This window comes from Streptomyces sp. NPDC086777 (assembly GCF_040702065.1).
Taxonomy (GTDB): domain Bacteria; phylum Actinomycetota; class Actinomycetes; order Streptomycetales; family Streptomycetaceae; genus Streptomyces.
Window position 1 is genome coordinate 16,266 of sequence record NZ_JBFBJI010000012.1, and the last position, 21,131, is coordinate 37,396.

The 21,131-nt window shown below is 74.6% G+C and carries 17 protein-coding genes; 11 read left to right on the forward strand and 6 right to left on the reverse strand.

Translation table 11 applies throughout. From position 1 onward, the window contains the following. Positions 1-67 precede the first annotated feature (67 nt). The 3 genes from bioB to bioD are packed head-to-tail and all read left to right on the forward strand — an operon-like array spanning position 68 to position 3,274. Positions 68-1,276 (forward strand): biotin synthase BioB, encoded by a 1,209-nt coding sequence (gene bioB / locus AB0472_RS18520; RefSeq protein WP_366357518.1) that lies wholly within the window; start codon positions 68-70, stop codon positions 1,274-1,276. Next, complete coding sequence (locus AB0472_RS18525; RefSeq protein ID WP_366357519.1) at positions 1,269-2,555, forward strand: adenosylmethionine--8-amino-7-oxononanoate transaminase; 1,287 nt, start codon at positions 1,269-1,271, stop codon at positions 2,553-2,555. Before bioB ends, AB0472_RS18525 begins: the two co-directional genes overlap by 8 nt. Positions 2,556-2,557: 2 nt before the next feature. Continuing rightward, entirely contained in the window at positions 2,558-3,274 is a 717-nt protein-coding gene (gene bioD, locus AB0472_RS18530; protein ID WP_366357681.1) for a dethiobiotin synthase, read from the forward strand. A gap of 153 nt (positions 3,275-3,427) precedes the next feature. Here bioD and AB0472_RS18535 read toward each other — a convergent pair whose 3' ends face one another. Then, a complete protein-coding gene (locus tag AB0472_RS18535; RefSeq protein WP_366357520.1) occupies positions 3,428-5,605 on the reverse strand; it encodes a LuxR C-terminal-related transcriptional regulator in 2,178 nt (725 codons plus the stop codon). A 116-nt stretch (positions 5,606-5,721) separates the two neighbouring features. Between AB0472_RS18535 and AB0472_RS18540 the strand changes: the two genes are divergently transcribed. Next, a complete protein-coding gene (locus AB0472_RS18540) occupies positions 5,722-6,408 on the forward strand; it encodes a triacylglycerol lipase (protein WP_366357521.1) in 687 nt (228 codons plus the stop codon). A gap of 79 nt (positions 6,409-6,487) precedes the next feature. After that, positions 6,488-7,171: a class I SAM-dependent methyltransferase gene (locus AB0472_RS18545; protein WP_366357522.1), complete on the forward strand. Its 684-nt coding sequence runs from the start codon at positions 6,488-6,490 to the stop codon at positions 7,169-7,171. Between the two features lie 19 nt (positions 7,172-7,190). Here AB0472_RS18545 and AB0472_RS18550 read toward each other — a convergent pair whose 3' ends face one another. Both AB0472_RS18550 and AB0472_RS18555 read right to left on the reverse strand, forming a co-directional pair. Next, positions 7,191-7,565, reverse strand: a complete 375-nt coding sequence (locus AB0472_RS18550) for a fic family toxin-antitoxin system, toxin component (RefSeq protein ID WP_093505843.1) — start codon at positions 7,563-7,565, stop codon at positions 7,191-7,193. Positions 7,566-7,568: 3 nt separating this feature from the next. Continuing rightward, positions 7,569-7,820: a toxin-antitoxin system HicB family antitoxin gene (locus AB0472_RS18555; RefSeq protein ID WP_362585581.1), complete on the reverse strand. Its 252-nt coding sequence runs from the start codon at positions 7,818-7,820 to the stop codon at positions 7,569-7,571. A 139-nt stretch (positions 7,821-7,959) separates the two neighbouring features. Between AB0472_RS18555 and AB0472_RS18560 the strand changes: the two genes are divergently transcribed. Next, complete coding sequence (locus tag AB0472_RS18560; protein WP_366357523.1) at positions 7,960-8,748, forward strand: ABC transporter ATP-binding protein; 789 nt, start codon at positions 7,960-7,962, stop codon at positions 8,746-8,748. Between the two features lie 4 nt (positions 8,749-8,752). Continuing rightward, a complete protein-coding gene (locus AB0472_RS18565) occupies positions 8,753-11,320 on the forward strand; it encodes an FtsX-like permease family protein (RefSeq protein ID WP_366357524.1) in 2,568 nt (855 codons plus the stop codon). A gap of 306 nt (positions 11,321-11,626) precedes the next feature. Here the strand turns inward: AB0472_RS18565 and AB0472_RS18570 are convergent, their stop codons facing one another. From AB0472_RS18570 to AB0472_RS18580, 3 genes are all read right to left on the reverse strand, one after another. Next, a complete protein-coding gene (locus tag AB0472_RS18570) occupies positions 11,627-13,204 on the reverse strand; it encodes an FAD-dependent oxidoreductase (protein ID WP_366357525.1) in 1,578 nt (525 codons plus the stop codon). Then, on the reverse strand, positions 13,201-13,929 hold the full coding sequence (locus AB0472_RS18575; protein ID WP_366357526.1) for a class I SAM-dependent methyltransferase: 729 nt from the start codon (positions 13,927-13,929) through the stop codon (positions 13,201-13,203). The genes AB0472_RS18570 and AB0472_RS18575 overlap by 4 nt, the downstream gene beginning before the upstream one ends. Positions 13,930-14,223: 294 nt before the next feature. Continuing rightward, on the reverse strand, positions 14,224-15,471 hold the full coding sequence (locus AB0472_RS18580) for a lycopene cyclase family protein (protein ID WP_366357527.1): 1,248 nt from the start codon (positions 15,469-15,471) through the stop codon (positions 14,224-14,226). A 327-nt stretch (positions 15,472-15,798) separates the two neighbouring features. Between AB0472_RS18580 and AB0472_RS18585 the strand changes: the two genes are divergently transcribed. From AB0472_RS18585 to AB0472_RS18600, 4 genes are read left to right on the forward strand one after another with little or no spacing between them, the layout of a single operon-like run. Continuing rightward, positions 15,799-17,238 (forward strand): polyprenyl synthetase family protein, encoded by a 1,440-nt coding sequence (locus AB0472_RS18585; RefSeq protein ID WP_366357528.1) that lies wholly within the window; start codon positions 15,799-15,801, stop codon positions 17,236-17,238. Further along, the gene (locus AB0472_RS18590; RefSeq protein WP_366357529.1) at positions 17,235-19,064 is read left to right on the forward strand and encodes a phytoene desaturase; all 1,830 of its coding nucleotides are present in this window, start codon (positions 17,235-17,237) and stop codon (positions 19,062-19,064) included. The genes AB0472_RS18585 and AB0472_RS18590 overlap by 4 nt, the downstream gene beginning before the upstream one ends. Then, positions 19,061-20,095 (forward strand): phytoene/squalene synthase family protein, encoded by a 1,035-nt coding sequence (locus AB0472_RS18595; protein ID WP_366357530.1) that lies wholly within the window; start codon positions 19,061-19,063, stop codon positions 20,093-20,095. The genes AB0472_RS18590 and AB0472_RS18595 overlap by 4 nt, the downstream gene beginning before the upstream one ends. Further along, entirely contained in the window at positions 20,092-21,099 is a 1,008-nt protein-coding gene (locus AB0472_RS18600) for a DUF5914 domain-containing protein (RefSeq protein ID WP_366357531.1), read from the forward strand. Before AB0472_RS18595 ends, AB0472_RS18600 begins: the two co-directional genes overlap by 4 nt. The last annotated feature ends 32 nt before the right edge of the window (positions 21,100-21,131 follow it).

Below are 21,131 nucleotides of genomic sequence, written 5' to 3' on the forward strand. Positions count from 1 at the left end.
TCGAACTGACAGGGTTGTGCAAACTCTCCTTGGCCCGGAGCAGCCTCGTAGTACAGGATCGGCTCTCATGGACCTGCTGAACACGCTGGTGGACAAGGGGCTTCGGCGCGAGCTGCCGACCCGCGAGGAAGCGCTCGCCGTACTGGCGACCTCCGACGACGACGTGCTCGACGTGGTGGCCGCGGCCGGCAAGGTGCGCCGGCACTGGTTCGGCCGGCGCGTGAAACTCAACTACCTGGTCAACCTCAAGTCGGGCCTGTGCCCGGAGGACTGCTCCTACTGCTCGCAGCGGCTGGGCTCCTCCACCGGGATCCTCAAGTACAGCTGGCTGAAACCCGACGAGGCCTCGAAGGCGGCCGCCGCGGGCCTGGCCGGGGGCGCCAAGCGGGTCTGCCTGGTGGCCAGCGGACGCGGTCCGACCGACCGGGACGTGGACCGGGTGGCGGGCACCATCAAGGCCATCAAGGAGCAGAACGAGGGCGTCGAGGTGTGCGCCTGTCTCGGCCTGCTCTCCGACGGCCAGGCGGAGCGGCTGCGCGAGGCGGGCGCGGACGCCTACAACCACAACCTCAACACGTCCGAGGGAACCTACGGGGAGATCACGACCACCCACACGTACGCCGACCGGGTGGACACGGTCAACAAGGCGCACGCGGCGGGCCTGTCGGCCTGCTCCGGTCTGATCGCCGGCATGGGCGAGAGCGACGCGGACCTGGTCGACGTCGTCTTCTCGCTGCGCGAGCTGGACCCGGACTCCGTTCCGGTGAACTTCCTCATCCCGGTCGAGGGCACCCCGCTGGCCAAGGAGTGGAACCTCACCCCGCAGCGCTGCCTGCGCATCCTGGCGATGGTGCGGTTCGTCTGCCCCGACGTGGAGGTCCGCATCGCGGGCGGCCGCGAGGTCCACCTGCGCACCATGCAGCCGCTCGCGCTGCACCTGGCCAACTCCATCTTCCTCGGCGACTACCTGACCACCGAGGGCCAGGCCGGCCAGGCCGACCTGGAGATGATCGCGGACGCCGGCTTCGTGGTGGAGGGTTCCGACGAGGTGACGCTGCCGCAGCACCGGGCCGAGGTCCGGGGCGGCGGCTGCGGGTCGCACGGATCCGGGGATGCCGGGTGCGGGTCCCACGCCGAGGGCGGTTGCGGCTCGGTGTGCGGCTCCCACGAAAGTGCCGCCGAGACCGTGGCCGTCCCCGCCGCCGGCGAGCCGCGCACCGACCTGGTCGCCGTCCGCCGCCGGGGGGCCGGAACGGATCTCGCGCCCAATGCCTGATCCCGGCCTGAGCGTCCCCGAGCTGCTGGAGCTGGACCGCCGGCACGTCTGGCATCCGTACGGCCCGATGCCCGGCCGGTCCGAACCGCTCGTCGTGGAGTCGGCGAGCGGGGTCCGGCTGCGGCTCGCGGACGGCTCCGGCGAGCTGGTCGACGGGATGTCGTCGTGGTGGTCGGCGATCCACGGGTACCACCACCCGGTGCTCGACGCGGCCGCGCACGACCAGCTCGGCAGGATGAGCCACGTCATGTTCGGCGGGCTCACCCACGAGCCCGCCGTCCGGCTGGCGAAGCTCCTCGTCGACATCACGCCGGCCGGCCTGGAGCACGTCTTCCTCGCCGACTCGGGGTCGGTGTCGGTCGAGGTCGCGGTGAAGATGTGCCTGCAGTACTGGCGCTCCCTCGGCCGCCCCGCGAAACAGCGCCTGCTGACCTGGCGCGGCGGCTACCACGGCGACACCTGGCAGCCGATGTCGGTGTGCGACCCCGAGGGCGGCATGCACGAGCTCTGGTCCGGCGTGCTGCCCCGCCAGGTGTTCGCGGACGCCCCGCCGGCGGCGTACGACCAGGCGTACGCCGAGCACCTGCGGTCCATGATCGAGCGGCACGCGCACGAGCTGGCCGCGGTGATCGTGGAGCCGGTGGTGCAGGGCGCCGGCGGGATGCGCTTCCACTCCCCCGCCTACCTGCGGGTGCTGCGCGAGGCGTGCGACGCGCACGACGTGCTGCTGGTGTTCGACGAGATCGCGACCGGCTTCGGTCGCACCGGCGCGCTGTTCGCGGCGGACCACGCGGCCGTCGCCCCGGACGTGATGTGCGTCGGCAAGGCGCTCACCGGCGGCTACCTGACGATGGCCGCGACCCTGTGCACGTCCCGGGTGGCCGCCGGGATCTCGCGGGGCGAGGTGCCGGTGCTGGCGCACGGGCCGACGTTCATGGGCAACCCGCTCGCGGCCTCGGTCGCCTGCGCCTCGCTGGGGCTGCTCCTCGGCCAGGACTGGCTCGCGGAGGTCAAGCGGATCGAGGCGGGGCTGCGGGAGGGCCTGGCGCCGGCCCGGGAGCTCCCCGGGGTCCGGGACGTCCGGGTCCTCGGCGCCATCGGGGTCGTACAACTCGACCACGAGGTCGACATGGAGGCCGCCACGGCCGCCGCCGTCCGCGAGGGCGTGTGGCTGCGGCCGTTCCGCGACCTCGTGTACACGATGCCGCCGTACGTCACGGGTGACGCGGACGTGGCGCGGATCGCGCGCGCGGTGTGCGCCGCCGCGCGGGAGGGATGAGCATGCCGATCCTGGTGATCACGGGGACGGGCACGGAGGTCGGCAAGACGGTCACCACGGCCGCGGTCGCCGCCGCCGCGCTCGCGGCCGGCCGCTCGGTGGCGGTCCTGAAGGCCGCGCAGACGGGGGTACGACCCGACGAGCGCGGGGACGCCGACGAGGTCGCGCGGCTCGCGGGCGCCGTGACGGCGACCGAAGTCGCCCGTTTCCCGGAGCCGTTGGCGCCGGGCACGGCGGCCCGCAGGGCGGGGCTGGCCCCCGTGCAGCCGCGGGACGTCGCCGAGGCCGCGGCCAAGCTGGCCGCCGAGCACGAACTGGTGCTGGTCGAGGGCGCGGGCGGGCTGCTCGTCCGGTTCGACGCGGCCGGCGGCACACTGGCGGACGCGGCCCGGCTGCTGAACGCGCCGGTGCTGGTGGTGGCGTCGGCCGGGCTGGGCACGTTGAACACCACGGAGTTGACGGCCCGTGAACTGCGAGCGCGGGAACTGGAGTTGCTGGGCGTGGTGATCGGCAGCTGGCCGAACTCCCCCGACCTGGCCTCGCGGTGCAACGTCGCCGACCTGCCGGAGGTGGCCGGGGCACCCCTGCTGGGCGCGCTGCCCGCCGGGGCCGGAGCCCTCGCACCCGCCGACTTCCGTGCGGCAGCCCCGAGTTGGCTGTCGGCCCGGCTGGACGGAAACTGGGACGCGGAGGCGTTCCGGGGACGGGTAGCGCCGTAGGGGCGGGCCGCGGCGGTCGGGTGCCGGGCCGTCGTGGCTGGTCGCGCAGTCCCCCGCGCCTTTGAAAGAAGGGGCGCTGCAGGTACCCCCGGCCGAAGGCTGGGGGTAGGAACTGCGCGACCAGCCCCCACACAGCCGCACCCGACCGACGGCCTAGGGTGATGCGCCCAGCAGCCGTACCAGTTCGATCCTGGATCGGATCCCCAACCGGCTGAAGACCCCCCGCAGATGGTGGTCGATGGTGCGGGGGCTGAGATTGAGGCGGTCGGCGATCTCGCGGTTGGTGGCGCCCTCGGCGGCCATCCGGGCGACCATCAGCTGCTGGGCGGTGAGCACGGCGGCCGGGTCCGCCGCACCGCTGACAGGTGTCAACGCCGTGCCGAGGGCGCGGAGTTCGGCACGGGCCTGGGCGGCGCAGTGCGGGGCGCCGAAGGACTCGAAGGCCTCCAGGGCGCTGTGCAGCCGGTCGCGGGCCTCGGTGCGCTGCCGCAGCCGCCGCAGCGCACCGCCGAACAGCAGCTCGGTGCGGGCGCGTTCGAAGTCCCGGGTGCCCCGGGCGTGCAGGTCAAGCGCGCAGCGGTAGTGCTGGACCGCCTCGGCACCGGGGGCGAGCAGGGCCCGGCAGCGGGCGCTGAGCGCGAGGTCGTCGGCGCTGCGGACGGCGGTCGCCCAGCGGTCGTAGTCGGCGTGCGCGGCGCGCGCGACCCGGGTGTCCCCGGTGCGGACGGCGGCCTCGACGTAGTGCGGGGTGGCCAGGTGCCGGATGGCCCGGTGACCGTGTCCGGGGCCGAACCCGGCGAGGGCGCGCAGCCGGGCGGCGGCCGCCGGGAAGCGGCCGCCCGCCAGGTCGAGGAAGGCGAGCGCCCACTGGGCGAGGGCGGCGGGCAGGCCCAGTCCGTGCGCCAGGGCGTGCGCACGGGCGGCCGCCGCGCGCTCCCGGCAGGCCTCCTCGTCGCCGGTGACAGCGGCGAACATGGCGAGGGCGGCCTGGAGGTGGCAGGCCCCGTTGTCCTGCCCGGTGGCGTACGCCTGGCGCAGGGCCTCCTGGGCGGCGGCCTCGGCGGCCCGCGGGCGGCCGGTCCAGAAGTCGGCGTAGGCGCGGAACTCCATGGCCTGGGCGACCGTCCCGGGGACGCCGCGCGACCGGGCGGAGGCGGCGGCCCGGAGGGTGGCGGTGACGGCCCGGGTGTGGTCGCCGAGCAGCAGCGCGGCGATGCCGGAGTGGACCAGGGGGCCGGGGTCGCCGCCGGGCCCGCAGCGGCCCGCGGTGCCCTTGAGGAGCACCCGGGCGTCCGCGTAGCGGCCCTCGACGGCACAGGCGAGGGCGGCGAGGATGCCGGACGGCGGGAGGTCGAGCCACTGGGCGAGGACATGGGCCTCGCGGCAGCGTCTGAGGTCGCCGGTGTAGACGGCGGCCTCGGTGGCGAGGGCGAGGAGTTCCACGGCATCGGCGGAACGTTCCTGCCTGACGGCGGCGGTGAGCAGGGCGTCGAAGGCCTCGGCGGCGTTGCCGGCTCTGAGGGCGAGGACGCCGTCGAGGGCGGAGTTGTCCGTACGGGCGGCGAGCCGTCTCGCCCGGTCGGGCTCTCCGGAGCGCCAGGCGTCCGCGGCGGCCAGGGCGAGCAGCCGGGCCTCCTCGGCCGGGTCGGGGCAGAGGTCGGCGGCCCGTTCGGCGAGGGCGCGGGCCAGCGTCGGACGCCCTTCGGAGCGGGCCCGGTCGGCGGCGGTGCGCAGTTCCGCCGCGAGCCGGGCGCTCGGGCCCAGTGCGGCGGCGCCCCGGTGCCAGGAGCGGCGGGCCGCCTCGCCCTGACCACCGAGGACCCGGGCGAGCAGCAGGTGGGCCGCGCGCCGGTCGGCCGGTGAGCCGGTCCCGTAGGCGGCGATCCGGGTCCAGGGGTCCCGGAAGAACACCCCGCCGGCACCGGCGTGGGCGACCCCGGCCGCCTCGGCGGCCTCCAGCGGGCGCGTGTCGAGCCGGCCGGCGGTGACCGCGCGCAGGAAGGCGTGGGTCGCCACCGGGTACTGGTCGGCGGCGGCGAGCAGCAACAGCAGCCGGGTCTCGTCGGGCAGGGCACGGATCTCCCGGCGCAAGGCGTGCAGCAACTCCGGTGCCAGCTCGGCCGGTTCGACAGGCAGCGGGTCGGCGCCGGCCGCCTGCCGTTCGGTGAGGCGCGGCACGAGTTCGGCCACGGCACGCTGATCCTCGTACACGACTCGTGTCACCCGGACACGGACGCCCTCGGGAAGCGCCGAAGCAGGGCACGGCCCCGCCCCGGTCGGCTGCGGTGGCGAAGTGCGGTCAAGGTGTGGGGGGTTCACCGGTATCACCACACGAATGACGTTACTGGCGAGTTAGTTCATACGTAAAGACTGGCGACTTCGCCGATGCGGCGCGCGTAGACCCGTCCCGACACTCCTGAACGACCCCACCCGTTTCAGGAGGCATCATGCAACGCGCCAAGCGTCGCATCGCAACCGCTCTGTCGGCGATAGCCGGTTCGCTCCTTCTGTCCCTCCCCCTGACCGTCGGCACCGCGCAGGCGGCGAGCCACGAGCCGATCGTGTTCGTGCACGGTCTGAGCAGCGACTCCAGCAGCTGGAACACCTGGATCGCGGACTTCGAGGCGGACGGCTACTCGTCCTCCGAGCTGTACGCGATCTCCTACGACTGGACGAAGTCGAACGTCACCACCGCCTCGACGCTCGCGACCTACATCCAGTCCGTGCTGTCCAAGACCGGCGCCTCGAAGGTGGACCTGGTGGTGCACTCCATGGGTGCGCTCAACAGCCGCTACTACCTCAAGAACCTCGGCGGGACCTCGTACGTGGACCACTTCGTGTCGGTCGCCGGGGTGAACCACGGGACCAGCGTCGCCTCGCTGTGCGGGTGGCTGTACACCTCCTGCAAGGAGATGACGACCGGCAGCTCGTTCCTGACCGCCCTGAACTCCGGTGACGAGACGCCCGGCAGCGTCTCGTACGCGGCGTACTGGTCGGACTGCGACGCGGCGATCGACCCGGACACCTCGGCGGAGCTCAGCGGGGCGACCAACGTCGACGTCGGCTGCATCTCCCACACCGACATGAACGACGACCACGGCGTCTACGAGCAGGTGCGCGACTTCATCGGCTGAACCGTCCGCGGCAGCGGGGGTGCGACGGGCCGCGACGGGGGACAATCACCGTAGACCCGCTTCCGTCGGGAGGTCCGTCATGCGGCTGATGTCCGCCGGCGCCGGGACACCGGTGCGCGATCCCGTCCACCACCCGCTGTTCGCGCGTTTCTACGCCCGCTGCAGCACGGCCGCCGAGACCGGACTCGGCATGGCGGCGATCCGGGAGCGGCTGCTCTCCGGGCTGTCCGGGCGGGTGATCGAGATCGGCGCGGGCAACGGGCTCAATTTCGCCCGCTACCCCGGTTCGGTCGCGGAGGTCGTGGCGATCGAACCGGAGTACACCCTGCGGCAGTTGGCGGCGGAGGCCGCCGTGCGCGCCAATGTCCCGGTGGACGTGGTGCCGGGCGCGGCGGAGGCGCTGCCGGTGAAGAGCGAGGCCTTCGACGCGGCGGTGCTCTCGCTGGTGCTGTGCAGCGTCCGGGATGTGCAGCGGGCGCTCGCGGAGGTACGGCGGGTGCTGCGGCCCGGCGGTGAGCTGCGGTTCTTCGAGCACGGCGCGGGCGGTGGCCCGGCGATGCGGTTCAGCCAGCGGGCCCTGGACCGGACGGTGTGGCCGCTGCTGGTCGGCGGCTGTCATCTGTCCCGGGAGCCCGTCGCCGAGCTGCGCGCGGCCGGGTTCGAACTCGGCCCGTACCGCCGGGTGTTCCTGCCGGAGAACGGCCCGCGGCTGCCCTCCTCGTACTGCGCGCTGGGCGTCGCCCGCAAGCCTGCTGAGGCCTGATCGAGGGCCCGCGGACCGGTCACAGGCTCCAGCGGCGCAGTTCCTCGGCGATGTCGGCGACGCTCGCCTCGCCGTTCTTCACCAGCCGGGCCAGGTCGCGGACCTGCTCGGGCGAGGTGACGACCTTCAGGCCGCTGGCGACCAGGTAGGCGTAGGCGACCGAGGACGCGAACAGCGCGTTCGAGCGCTCCAGGGCCGGGACGTGGATCAGCAGCTGGAGCAGGGCGGCGGCGCGCGCCTGCGGGGTGTCGTAGACGGGGACGTCGAATATCTCGGCCCGGTGCCTGGCGACGGCGGCGATCAGCGCACCCCAGTCGGTGACCTGCGGGTCACCGGGGGTCTTCTGTTCGGCGAGCATGAGGAGCCAGGCGAGGTCGATCGTCAGGTCGCTCAAGGATCAGTGACGGCCTTCGGTCTTGTCAGACGTGTCGGTACCGTGCGTCTCGCCGAACTCCTCGGCGAAGACGGACTCGTACTGCTTCATGAAATCGGCGGCGGCCTCGACGAACGTACGGCCGGCCTCACCCGTGTCCTGCATGACCAGTTCCTCTATGTAGCGGTTGACGCTCACACCGCGCGCGAGAGCGCGTTCGCGGGCCGCCCTGGCGGTGCCCTCGTCCACGCGCACGTTCAGCTGGGTCTTCGCCATGTCTCGAAGCTAGCGCGGATGCGCTAGCAATGCCAGCGCGCATCGGAATCGAAAAGTGATACCGGCTGTGCGACGGGTCACACTACGCTCGCCCCGGACACAGAGGTCGGGGGACCGTCGCATGACCGGGGAGGCAGTCTTGTCCACAGCAGCTGCGGAGGCGCCCGCCGCCGACGGGGTCGCGGCCCGGGCGCGCGGGCTGACCAAGGCGTACGGAGCGGGTGAGACGGCGGTGCTCGCACTGGACTCGGTGGACGTGGACATCGCGCGCGGCCGCTTCACCGCGGTCATGGGCCCCTCGGGCTCCGGCAAGTCCACGTTGATGCACTGCCTGGCGGGCCTGGACACCGTGTCGGCCGGCCAGGTCTGGCTCGGCGGCACCGAGATAACGGGCCTCAGGGAGCGCGAGCTGACGCGGCTGCGCCGGGACCGGATCGGGTTCATGTTCCAGTCGTTCAACCTGATCCCGACGCTGAACGCGGCCGAGAACATCACCCTGCCCATGGACATCGCGGGCAAGAAGCCCGACGAGAAGTGGCTGGACCAGGTCATCGACACGCTCGGGCTGCGGGACCGCCTCAAGCACCGGCCCGCGCAGCTCTCCGGCGGTCAGCAGCAGCGGGTGGCCTGCGCGCGGGCGCTGGCCTCCCGCCCGGAGCTGATCTTCGCCGACGAGCCGACCGGCAACCTGGACTCACGGGCGGGTCTGGAGGTGCTGGGCTTCCTGCGGGAGGCGGTCGACCAGCTCGGCCAGACGGTCGTCATGGTGACCCACGACCCGGGCGCCGCGGCCCACTCGGACCTGGTGCTCTTCCTCGCGGACGGCCGGATCGTGGACCGGATGGAGGGGCCGACGGCGGACGCCGTGCTGGAACGGATGAAGCGTTTCGACGTGGGACGCGGTTCCGCCGGGCCCGAGGAGGACTGACCCGGTGCTCAAGGCGACCCTGCGCAGCTTCCTGGCGCACAAGGGACGGCTGATGCTGTCCGCGCTGGCCATCGTGCTGTCCGTGGCGTTCGTCGCGGGCAGCCTGATCTTCTCCGACACCGTCACCCGCACCTTCGACCGGCTGTTCGCCTCCACCTCCGCCGATGTGACCGTCGAGCCGAAGGCGGATCTGAAGTCGTCCGTGCCGACCGGTGCCGTCCAGACCGTGCCGGCCGCGCTGGCGGGCGAGATCGCCAAAGTCGACGGCGTCGCCGCGACCCATGCGGACGTGTCCGTCCAGAACGTCGTGGTGGTCGACAGCCGCAACAAGTCGGTCGGCCCGACCACCGGCGCCCCGACCATCGCCACGGACTGGTACCTCAGCCACCGCAGCCCCCTGAAGCTGACCTCGGGACACGCCCCGCAGGGCGCCGGCCAGGCCTTGCTCGACGCGGACACCGCCGACAAGAAGCACGTCCGCATCGGCGACACACTCACCGTCCAGGCCCAGCCCGGCACCTTCGCGGTCGAGGTCGTCGGCATCGCCACCTTCACCACCACCAACCCCGGCGCCGCCCTGGTCTTCCTCGACCCGGCGGTGGCCGCGAAGGAACTGCTGGGCTCGCCCGGCCGCGCCACCGGCATCTCGGTGGACGCGGCCCAGGGGGTGCCGGACGCCCGGCTCAAGAACCGGATCGGCGCGGCGATCGGGACCGGGACGTACGACCTGAAGACCGCCGACGAGCAGGCGAAGTCGTCGGCCGCGGACCTCGGCGGCTTCCTCGACGTCATCAAGTACGTGATGCTGGGATTCGCCGGCATCGCCACCCTGGTGGGCGTCTTCCTCATCGTCAACACCTTCTCCATGCTGATCGCCCAGCGCACCCGCGAACTGGGCCTGCTGCGCGCGTTGGGTGCCGACCGCCGGCAGGTACGGCGCTCCGTGCTCACCGAGGCGGTGCTGCTCGGTCTTGCCGGCTCCACGCTGGGCCTGGGCGCCGGGATCGGACTGGCGTTCGGGCTGATCAGGCTGATGAGCGCGTTCGGCATGAACCTCAGGGCCGCCGAGATGGTCATCGGCTGGGGAACACCGGTCGCGGCGTACGCCGTGGGTGTCGGCGTCACCTTCGTCGCCGCGTACCTGCCCGCCCGGCGCGCGGCCACCGTGTCGCCGATGGCCGCGCTCGTGGACGCCGACATCGCCGGTGTGGGCAAGCCGCTCAGGGCGCGGGCGATCGCCGGCTCGGCCGTCGGAGCGCTCGGGGCCGCAGCCCTGGTCGGATGTGCGACCGCGGCCAGAACGGCGTCGGCGGCCTCGCTGCTGGGCGTCGGGGTGATCCTGACGCTGATCGCGACCGTCATCGCGGGCCCGCTGCTCGTCCGGCCCGTCATCCGCGTGCTCGGCGCGGCCTTTCCCGCCCTGTTCGGCCCGGTCGGCCGGATGAGCCAGCGCAACGCCCTGCGCAACCCGCGCCGTACCGGCGCCACCGCCGCCGCGCTCATGGTGGGACTCGCACTGGTCGGCGGGATGTCGGTGGCCAGCGCTTCCATGTCCAAGTCCTTCGACCAGCAGATCGACAAGACACTCGGCGCCGACTTCGTCGTCCAGAACGGCAACTTCCTGCCGTTCACCCGGGAGATCACCGACAAGGTCCGCGGCACGGAGGGCGTGGGGCTGGTCGTACGACAGCGGTTCGCGCCGGTGGCGGTACGGCTGCCGGACGGCAAGCGGGTCACCACGACGGCCGCCGGGTACGACTCCCAGGTCGACGAGGTCGCCCATGTCGCCTACCAGGGCGGCGACACCGCGGCCGCGCTGGCCGACGGCAGCCTCGGCATGGACGTCAACTTCGCTGCGGACCACAGGGTGCGCCTCGGCACCGTGCTGCCGGTCGAGTTCCAGGGCGGCAGGACCGCCGAGATGCGGGTGGGCGCCCTGACCAACCAGGGCGGCGGTGGCGGCTTCGGCACGCAGGGCGGGTTGTTCTTCGGCATCGCCACCGTGGAGAAGTACGTCCCCGGCGGCCAGGACTCGGCGTTGTACGTCAACCGCGCCCCGGGCACCAGCGCCGACCGACTGCGCTCACGGCTGGAGCGGACGCTGGCGCCGTACCCACAGGTGCAGGTCCGTGACCAGGCCGACTACAAGAAGCTGGTGCACGACCAGATCGCCGTGCTGCTCTACCTCGTGTACGCGCTGCTCGGGCTCGCGATCGTGATCGCGGTGCTCGGGGTGGTCAACACCCTGGCCCTGTCGGTGGTGGAGCGCACCCGGGAGATCGGGCTGCTGCGCGCCATCGGGCTGGCCCGGCGGCAGCTGCGCCGGATGATCCGGCTGGAGTCGGTGGTGATCGCGGTGTTCGGCGCCGTGCTGGGGCTCGCGCTGGGCCTGGTGTGGGGGGTGTGCACCCAGCAGGTCCTGGCACTCCAGGGCATGAAGGCCCTCGCCGTCCCGTGGGGCACGATCGTCGCGGTGGTGATCGGCTCGGCCGTCGTCGGAGTGGTGGCCGCGCTGCTGCCGGCGTTGCGCGCCTCGCGCATGAACGTGCTGGCCGCCATCGCGCACGAGTGAGCAAACCCAGGCGCACGGCTCACCTCGCGGTCCTGGACCACGAGTCCATGCCGCGTCCGGTCCACTTCGGGGCCGACCTGCTCGCCCAGGCATGGGCCGGTGAGTGGCGTGCGGTGCCGGCGCGCCGAGGGACTCGGGTAGGACGTGGTCCTCGTCCCGCCGAGCTCGGCATGCCGGTCAGGCCGGGCGGCCTGGCCGCACTGCCGACCGCGCTGTACCGCGCCCGGCGGAGGAGGCGCTGCCGCCGGCCGGGGCCGACCCGCTCGGATGCGGTCCGACGCGTCCGTGTGCCGCCCGTCGGGCCGTTCAGTGCGGCCGTTCGCCGCCTGCGGGCGTCCGCCCCCGTGTGGCCAGGGCCCTGAGGAGCGCGCTCCGCCCGCGGTCGGGCACCGTCCACAGCGTCTGGCCCCGCACTCCCCACCCCTCCAGCAGGGCGTTGGCGGCGAGGAAGCCGCTCGTGGCCGCCCGTTCCATGAGCGCCACGGGCAGGCCGGTGCGGACCAGGTCGCCAGCCAGGACCAGTCGGGGGTGCGGGGTGCGGACGGTGGGGCGGTCGGCGTAGCCGCCCACCGGGAACAGGGGGCAGTCCTCACGCCACTCGTGGCGGGTGTCGACCACCGTGGCCGTGCTGGTCTCCGGGTAGACGCGGCGCAGTTGGTCGAGGAGGCACTTCTCCTCGACGTCCCGGGCGGCTCCCGGCGGTACGGCGTAGGCGTGCAGCTCGACGACGGAACCACCGGTGCGCGCGCTCCAGCGTGCCGCCTCGTCCTCGTAGCGTTCCAGCACGCTGATGTTGTCGAGGCCGCCGAAACCGCTGGTTCCGAGGAATCCGGGCCGGTCGGGTGCGACGGGCCGGTCCAGCCACACCCGGCTCACCAGGAAGGGCGGGGCGGTACGCAGCCGTCCGATCCGCTCGCGCCAGGGCGCGTCGCCCAGGTGCCGGCAGCGATCGACCAGCGAGCGCAGCCCCGCGCCGTCCAGGGCGAGGACGACCCCGTCGTGACGGCGCTCGTCCCCTTCGGAGGAGACCACGAAACCGCCGTCGGGAGTGGGCGCGACGTGCTCGACGGCCGTGCCGGTGCGCACCTGCGCGCGGTGCCGGGCCAGATAGCCGGTGAGCGGGTCCCACAGGGCGGCCGGAAAGGGGGCACGGGGCACGTCGAACAGCAGACCCTCGGCGGAGCCGAGGAAGTAGATGTGGAACATCAGCGCCATCTCCGCCGCCGACAGCTCACGCGGATCGGCGAAGAAGCTCCGGGAGAACACCTCGAAGGCCAGGTGCCGGGCGTCTTCGGGGAAGCCCACGAGGTCCAGGAAGTCGTGGGCGCTGGTGCCGTCCAGCCGATCGTACACCTCCGGCACGCGCACGTCGAGCAGGGGCAGGGCCGCCCGCGGGTTCATGGCGCGCAGGTCCGCGAGGCGGAAGGAGGGGCTGAGTGCGGCGAAGCCGAGCGCGCTCAGCGGCGGGGTGCGCGGGACGTGCCGGAAACTGTCGCGCAGGCCGCCGGCGTGCAGCAGCGGGTAGTCCGGAAGGCCGGTGAACCGCTCCAGGCCGGGGTCGGTCCTGCGCAGCAGTCCGCGCAGGTTGTAGTACTGGCGGAAGAACGCGTGGAAGCCGCGGCTCATGGTCACCGTGGTGCCGTCGCGCAGCTCGGTCGGCCAGCCGCCGACCCGCCCGCCGAGGTACGGCAGTTTCTCGTACACGGTGACGGCCACCCCGCGCTCGGCGAGCGCGGTGGCGGCGGCCAGGCCGGCGATGCCCGCGCCGACCACCGCCACCGACGGCGGGCTTCCCTGCACCCTGGGGGCGCCGGGCCGGGCCGGCAGGATGCGGGCCCGCCGGTCGCGTCCCCGGCGCGCGGCGCTCCGGTGTGCCGTCCTCATGCGTCCTCCCGGTGGCCGCGCGCCCGGCGGGCGACGAAGGTGTGGGTGATGCCCGTCTGCCAGCCCGGCAACGGCAGGGCGCGTACGTGGTCGAAGCCGACCGCGCCGAGCCGCCGTGCGAAGCGCCCTGCGGTGTCGAACTCCACCACGCTGCGCCACAGGTGCCGGTACAGCGGCCCGTCCCCCAGCAGGGTTGCCACGGGCTGCACGACACCCCGGCACACCAGCGTCCACACCGCGCGGTCGGCGCGCCGCCCGCGCAGGGCGTACTCGTGCACGGCGAGCCGCCCGCCCGGCCGCAGCAGCCCGTGCACCGCGGCGAGGACGGCGTCGGGATCGGTGACGTTGCGCAGGAGGTAGGCCGCGAACACCGCGTCGAAGGGGCCGCGCACCCCGGCCTCGGACAGCCGCTCGGCGGGGGCGTGCACGAAGGTCACCCCGTCCGCCCACGGTTTGGCCGCGGCCCGCCGGAGCATTCCGGCCGAGGCGTCCACGGCCGTGACGTCGGCGGCGGGCAGGACGGAGCGCAGCGCGGCGGTGGAGGCGCCGGTACCGCAGCCGAGGTCGAGCAGGCGCAGTCCCTGCCCCCGCCCGGGCAGGCCGAGCCGGCGCACCGAGCGGCGCAGGTGGGCGTGGTAGCCGGGGTTGACGGCCACGAGCGTGTCGTAGCTGCGGGAGGCGTGGTCGAAGGCGGCGGCGAGGCGTTCGTCGCGCAACAGCGTCATGCGGTCTCCATCGGGGTGAGCGGGGGCGGGCGGGGCCGGCGGGGGGTCGGGCGGGGTCCGGCGCGGGAAGCGGCGGGGAAGCGGACGGGGTCCGGCGGGTGCGGCTGGGGCCTGTTGCGGGGTGGCGTCGTCGTCCGAGGGCGGTCGCGCGGCGTCCGGTGCGTGCTCTCGGCGTGCCGTCCGGAAGCCCTCGTACGGGGCCGTACCCGGGCTTTCGGGCGGTGCGGCGAGTGGGGGTCCCCCTCTGGGGGAGCGTGCCGCGTCGCGCGGCAGCCGCCACGGTCGCACCAGGCCCTAGGCGGGCGGCGGATGCGGCTCGGTGAAGGAAGGTGCCGGCGGATGCGGCGGCGCGGGCGGGTCGAACGGACGGCGGGGCAGACGGGGCAGCTCCAGGGCGGAGCGCAGCATCGGGCCGACGGGCGCGTGCAGGCCGACCCAGAGGTCCTCGTGCAGGCGGGTGCCTCCGTCGAGGAAGCGCAGCAGCCGTGCCATGGGCACGCGGGCGAACAACCGGCCGAACAGTTCCGGGCCGTCGGCCCGGCCGCTGTCCAGGGCGCGCAGCAGGACGGCGTCCATGGCGCGGGAGCGCGCCGAGTGCGCGGCGGGCGGCACCGGGCGGCGGCCGCGGCGCAGTGCCTCGGCGACGGCACTCGTCTGGCGCTGCAGTCCGGCGAAGGTGTAGCCGGTGGCGGGGCGGGTCGCGCCGCCGGCGGCGCCGATGCGGAAGACCGAGGCTCCGCTCTGCCGCGGGATCGGCGCGTCGGTCATCGGGATGACGCCGGTCTCGGTGGCCAGGACCTGCCGTTCACCGAGTCGCAGTACCTCGTCGGCGTAGTGCCGTACGGCGGCCTCGTAGCGCTCCGGCGTGAGGACGTGCCGGGAGAACTCGGTGTACTCCACCAGCGCCTCGCACGGCCCGGTCGGTAGGACGTAGCCGAAGGACAGGCCGTGGTCGGGCTGCGGGGTGCGGAAGTCCATCAGCTCCACGACGGCCGGGTCGAAGACGGGCCGGGCGGTGCGCACGAACCAGCCGTGGAAGTGCTGGAGCAAAGTGGTGCGTGCGGCCGGCAGGCTGCCCGGCGGCCGGGAGTCGAGGACCCACCGAGCACTGAGCAGCCGCGCCCGGCCGTCGGCGTCCCTCAGGTGGAGGTACGCGCCACCGGGCACGTCCTCCACCGCTTCGACGGTCGCTTCCAGGCGCCGGACGTTGGAGCTGCGGGCCAGGTCCCGGGAGACGAGGCGCTCGAAGTCGCCGGAGCGGATCATGCGGTAGCGAAGCGGGGCGATTCCCCCCTCCACCGGGGCGCCGGTGCGCGGGCGTACCCGCAGCCGCTGCCACTCGGCCCGCACCGCCGCGTCGAACCGACCGGGTCCCGCCGCCCAGTAGCACCAGGTCCGGGGTGGCGGCCGCAGCGGTCCGGGCGGCGCGTCGACCAGCACCACGGACGGTGTCCGCAGGCCTGGCACGCTCCCGGTGAGCCGGTGGGCCAGCGACAGCCCGGCGGCGCCCGCACCCACGACGGCCACGTCCGTCTCCGGCACGGCCTCTCCCTTCCTCGGTGTTCCGATCCGCTCCGCGTGCGACTCGCGGCGGCGGGTCGTACGGCGGTGCCGGCCTCCGGGCGGGCGCTCGGGGGCCACGGCGCCCGCTCTCGGATGCCCCGGCCTGGTCTTCCGGATTGTGTACCCCGGCGGATGCAGGCACCTCCCCGACGGCGAGCGGCCGAACGCCGGAGACGGCACGGTGGAGGGGGCGAAACCGGTGGCCGCCGCGATCGCGTGCCACGTGCGCGCATCCGTCGGTGCCGCCCGCGCCGAAGCAGACGGGTGACGGGAACGACGGACACAGACACGACGGAGGGAACCGGGATGCGTCCCACGCACGCGAAGGACCACCCTGCGAGCGCGCCGCGGCCGATCGCGGCCGCGCCCCAGGCGTCGCTTCCGCGCAGGGCGGTGGCCGACGACGGACAGGGACCCGGCAGGACCGAGGCATGCCCGGTGGCGAGCGGACCGCTTCCCGCCGGGTCCGCCGAGGTGCGCGAGGTCGACGCCGATGTGCCCGGCGCCGTGGGCCGGATGCTCGACCACGTGCTGGCCGAGCGCCTGCGCCGCGCCCGGCTGGCGGATCCCCTGTTCGCCGGGGAACTGGCCGAACGAGTGACGCGCTTCACTCTTCAGGGCGGCAAGCGTACGCGCGCGCAGTTGGTGTGGTGGGCCTCGCGGGCCTGCGCCGGCCGGGACCATACGGCCGCGGCGGCGGCCCTGCACATCGCGGCCGCCCTGGAACTGCTCCAGACATGCGCGCTCGTCCACGACGACGTGATGGACCGGGCCTCGCTGCGGCGTGGCCGGCCCGCGCTGCACACGGACCTGACGGACGGGTACGCCGGCCTGGTGGGGCCCGAGCAAGCGGAGCGGTTCGGGCAGTCGGCGGCGGTTCTCGCCGGGGACCTGGCGCTGGCCTGGGCCGACGACCTGGTGGCGGAGACACCGCTGGCTCCCTGGACCGGGGTGGTGGTGCGGCGGCTGTGGAGCGACATGCGCACGGAGATGGTGGCGGGCCAGTACCTGGACGTACAGGGCCAGATCACCGCGGCACGGTCCCTGCCCCGCGCACTGCGCGCCGCCTGTCTGAAGAGTGCCCTGTACTCGGTGGAGCGGCCCCTCGCCCTGGGGGCCACCGCGGCGGGCGCGGACGATCTGACGCTACGTCGGCTGTGCGACGCCGGACGCTGTGTCGGCATGGCGTTCCAGCTGCGCGACGACCTCGACGACGTCTTCGGCGACCCGCTGGAGACCGGCAAGGCGTGCGGCGGCGACATCCGGGAGGGCAAACCCACCTATCTGGTCGCCGTCGCCCGCGCCCGGGCCGAGGCGGCCGGCCACGGCGCCGCACTGGGCGTCCTGGACCGGTGGCTCGGTGACGCGTCCCTCACCGGACGCGGTCTGGACGAGGTACGGGACGTGCTGGTCGCGACAGGGGCGCGCGCCACGGTGGAAAGCAAGATCGACCGGCTCACCGCGCAGGGGCTGCGGCACTTCGACGGCGCCCTGCTCGACCCGGAAGGCGCCGAGCCGCTGCGCGGTCTGCTGATCGCGGCGGCCGGGGCGCGGCCGGCCGGAGGCGGACCAGGAGGAGCGGCACCAGGAGGATTCGGACCAGGAGGAGTCGGACCAGGAGGAGTCGGACCAGGAGGAGTCGGGCCGGGCGGGGCACCGCCGGGCGGGGATGCCGTCGTACGGCTGCGGTCCGCGCACGGTCCGTACGCCTCCGGTGCCCGCGGCGGTGCGGGGAGCGGCCGGTGACCCGCACCCTGCCCGGTCCCACGGACCACGTGGTGGTCGTCGGCGCGGGACTCGCCGGGCTGTCGGCGGCGTTGCACCTGCTGGGTGCCGGACGCCGGGTCACCGTCGTCGAGCGCGAGCGGCTGCCGGGCGGCCGGGCCGGACGCCTCGACCTGGCCGGCTACCGGATCGACACCGGACCCACCGTGCTGACCATGCCGGAGCTGGCCGACGAGGCGTTCGCCGCCGTCGGCGACAGCCTGTACGAGCGAGTCGAGCTGATCCCCCTGCACCCGGCCTACCGGGCCTGCTTCGCGGACGGCAGCAGCCTCGACGTGCACACCGGCGCGGACGCGATGGCCGCGGAGGTGGAACGGTTCGCCGGGGCGGCCGAGGCGGCGGGCTACCGGCGGCTGCGCGACTGGCTTCAGCGGCTGTACCGGGCCCAGATGCGCCGGTTCATCGACGCCAACTTCGACTCACCGCTCGGCCTGCTCAACGGCGATCTCGCCCGGCTGGCGGCGCTCGGCGGCTTCGGCCGCCTGGACGCCCGGATCGGCCGTTTCCTGAGCGACGAGCGGCTGCGCCGGGTGTTCTCCTTCCAGGCCCTGTACGCGGGTGTGCCTCCGGAGCGGGCGCTGGCCGCCTACGCGGTCATCGCCTACATGGACACCGTCGCCGGCGTGTACTTCCCCCGAGGCGGCATGCACGCGCTGCCGCGGGCGATGGCGGAGGCGGCCGCCGCGGCAGGCGCCGATCTGCGGTTCGGGCAGCGGGTGACCCGCCTGGAGCGGTCGGGCGAGCGCATCACGGCCGTCGTCTGCGACACCGGCCGCATCCCGTGCGACGCGGTCGTCCTCACTCCGGACCTGCCCGTCTCCTATCGGCTGCTCGGCCGCCGGCCGCGCAGACCGCTGGGACTGCGCCACTCCCCCTCCGCGGTCGTGCTGCACGCCGGCACGGACCGCACCTGGCCCCATCTCGCCCACCACACGATCTCGTTCGGCGCGGCGTGGCGCACCACGTTCGACGAACTGACCCGCGGCGGACGGCTGATGAGCGATCCGTCGCTGCTCGTCACCCGCCCCACCACCACCGATCCCGGCCTCGCGCCGCCGGGCCACCACCTGCACTACATCCTCGCCCCCTGCCCCAACACCGACATCGGCCCGGACGCGGCGGCCTGGTCCGACCTCGGCCCGCGCTACCGGGACACGCTGCTGCGGGAGCTGGAGCGGCGCGGACTGGACGGCATCGAAGCCGCCATCGAGGAGGAGTGCCTGATCACCCCGGCCGACTGGCACGCCCAGGGGCACGCCGCCGGTACTCCGTTCTCGGCCGCGCACACCTTCGCGCAGACCGGGCCGTTCCGGCCGCGCAACGTGGTGCGCGGCACCGAGAACGCGGTCCTGGCCGGCTGCGGGACCACGCCCGGCGTGGGCGTGCCGACCGTGCTGCTGTCGGGGAAGCTGGCCGCGGCCCGGGTCACGGGCGTACCCGGCCGCGGAAGCACCCGTGCGCGCCCCTCCGCGACCGCCGCCACCGGCCGGACCAGAGCCCCGGCCCCGACCACCGCCACCACCACCGGCCGGACCGGAGCCCCGGCCCCCTCCGGCTCCGCGCTCCCGTCCGTGTTCCCGGCCGCCGGCCGGCAGTCCGCGGCCGTCCACCCGCTCCCTGAGGCACACCGCGACCGCCTCGCCGCACCGCTGGAGTCGCCGGCCTCCTCGCCGGACTCCCCGGCCGGCTCCTCAGCCCGCCCCCCGGCCGCCGCACAGCAACCTCCGCTGCCGCAAAGCCCTCCTGCCGACCCGACGGCCCCCGCGACCGAAGGCAGGACACGATGACCGACCGAGAGCTGGACGCGGCGGGGATCACCGATGCGGCGCTGCGCGCGGCCTACCGCCACTGCCGCGCCCTCAACGCCCGGCACGGCAGGACCTACTTCCTCGCCACCCGGCTGCTGCCCGTCGAGCGGCGGCCCGCGGTGCACGCCCTGTACGGCTTCGCCCGCTGGGCCGACGACATCGTCGACTGCCTCGACCCCGGGGCCGGACCGGATGTGCGGGTGCGGGCGCTGACCCGGCTCCAGGAGGAACTGGAGGAGGGGCTGCGGCAGGGCGGCGGCGACGAGCCGGTGGTGCGCGCGCTCGCCGACACCGCCCGCCGCTACGCCATCGACCACACCCACTTCCGGGACTTCATGACCGCGATGCGCTCCGACCTGGTCGTGACGGCCTACCCCAGCTACGCCGACCTGCGCGCGTACATGCACGGCTCGGCCGCGGTGATCGGGCTGCAGATGCTGCCCGTCCTGGGCACGGTGGTGCCGCGGGAGGAGGCCGCGCCGTACGCCGCGGCGCTCGGTGTCGCCTTCCAGCTGAGCAACTTCCTGCGGGACGTCGGCGAGGACCTGGACCGCGGGCGCGTCTACCTGCCCGCCGACCTGCTCGCCGGTCACGGGGTGGACCGGGAGCTGCTGGCCTGGAGCCGCGAGACGGGCCGCCCGGACGGCAGGATCACCGCCGCGCTCAGGGAGTTCGAGGCGCTGACCCGCGGCGTGTACCGGGCGGCGGTGCCCGGTGTCGAACTGCTCGATCCGGTGGCACGGCCCTGCATCCGCACCGCGGCCGTCCTGTACGGCGGCATCCTGGACGCGGTGGCCCGCGACGGCTACACCGTGCTGCACCGGCGGTCGGTGGTGCCGCGGCGGCGCAGGGCGGTGGTCGCCGCCGACGGGCTGGTCCGGGTGGCGGCGGCCCGGCTGCGCGCACGGCCGGTTCCCGGACACCGGCCGCCGCCCCCTGCTCCCCGCTCCCTGCCCGCGGCAGTGCCCTCGCCGACGGCGGCCGTCCGCTCCACCGAGGAGGTCGCGTGAACCGCCGCCGCCTGCCGCTGTCGCTGCGCCGGTCCGCCGTGTCCTGGGAGCGTCAGCGGCCCACCTGGCAGCAGGCGCGGCCCGGGCTGATCGCCGGGGCGCTGAAACGGGCGCAGGCCCGCCCGTCCGGGAACTGGTACGTCGTCGGCGCCTCCCGCGCCCTGCGGGGCGACGGAAAGCTGGCGCGAACCGTGGCGGGGCAGGAGGTCGTGGTGTGGCGGGGCCCCGACGGGCGCCCCGTCGGCGGACCGGGGATCTGCCCGCACCTGGGAGCACCCCTGCGGGACAGTCCGGTGCGCTGCGGCACGCTCGTGTGCCACTGGCACGGACTGGCCCTGGACGGCGGTCCGTACGCGGGCTGGTCGCCGCTGCCGGTGCACGACGACGGGGTGCTGGTGTGGACACGGCTGGACGCGGTGGGCGGCGAGGAGCCGCTCGACGCACCGGTCGTACCGCGGCGGCCCGAGCCCGCGCGCGCCCTGACGGCCGTGTACACCGCAGTGGGTGTCTGCGAGCCCGAGGACGTGGTGGCCAACCGGCTCGATCCCTGGCACGGGGCGTGGTTCCACCCCTACTCGTTCGTCGACCTGACCGTGGTGGACGCACCCGGCGGGCCGCCCGGCGCGGTGGACGACGGCCCGGACGCGCTGACCGTCGACGTGTCCTTCAAGGTGGCGGGCCGGCTGGTGGTGCCGGTCCGCGCCGTCTTCACCGCGCCCGAGCCCCGCACGGTCGTCATGCACATCACCGAGGGCGAGGGCGCGGGCTCCGTCGTGGAGACGCATGCCACGCCGCTCGGCACGGACGGGGCGGGGCGGCCGCGCACCGCCGTCGTCGAGGCGGTGCTCGCCGCCTCGCACCGTCCGGGCTTCGCGGCCGCCCGCCGGGCCGCACCGCTGCTGCGTCCCCTGGTGCGCGCCGCGGCCGGGCGGCTGTGGCGGGACGACCTGGCCTACGCCGAGCGCCGCTGGCAACTGCGGTCGACGGGCCGCTTCCCGGGCTGAGCGGCGACGGGGCGGCGAACTTCGCACGAGGA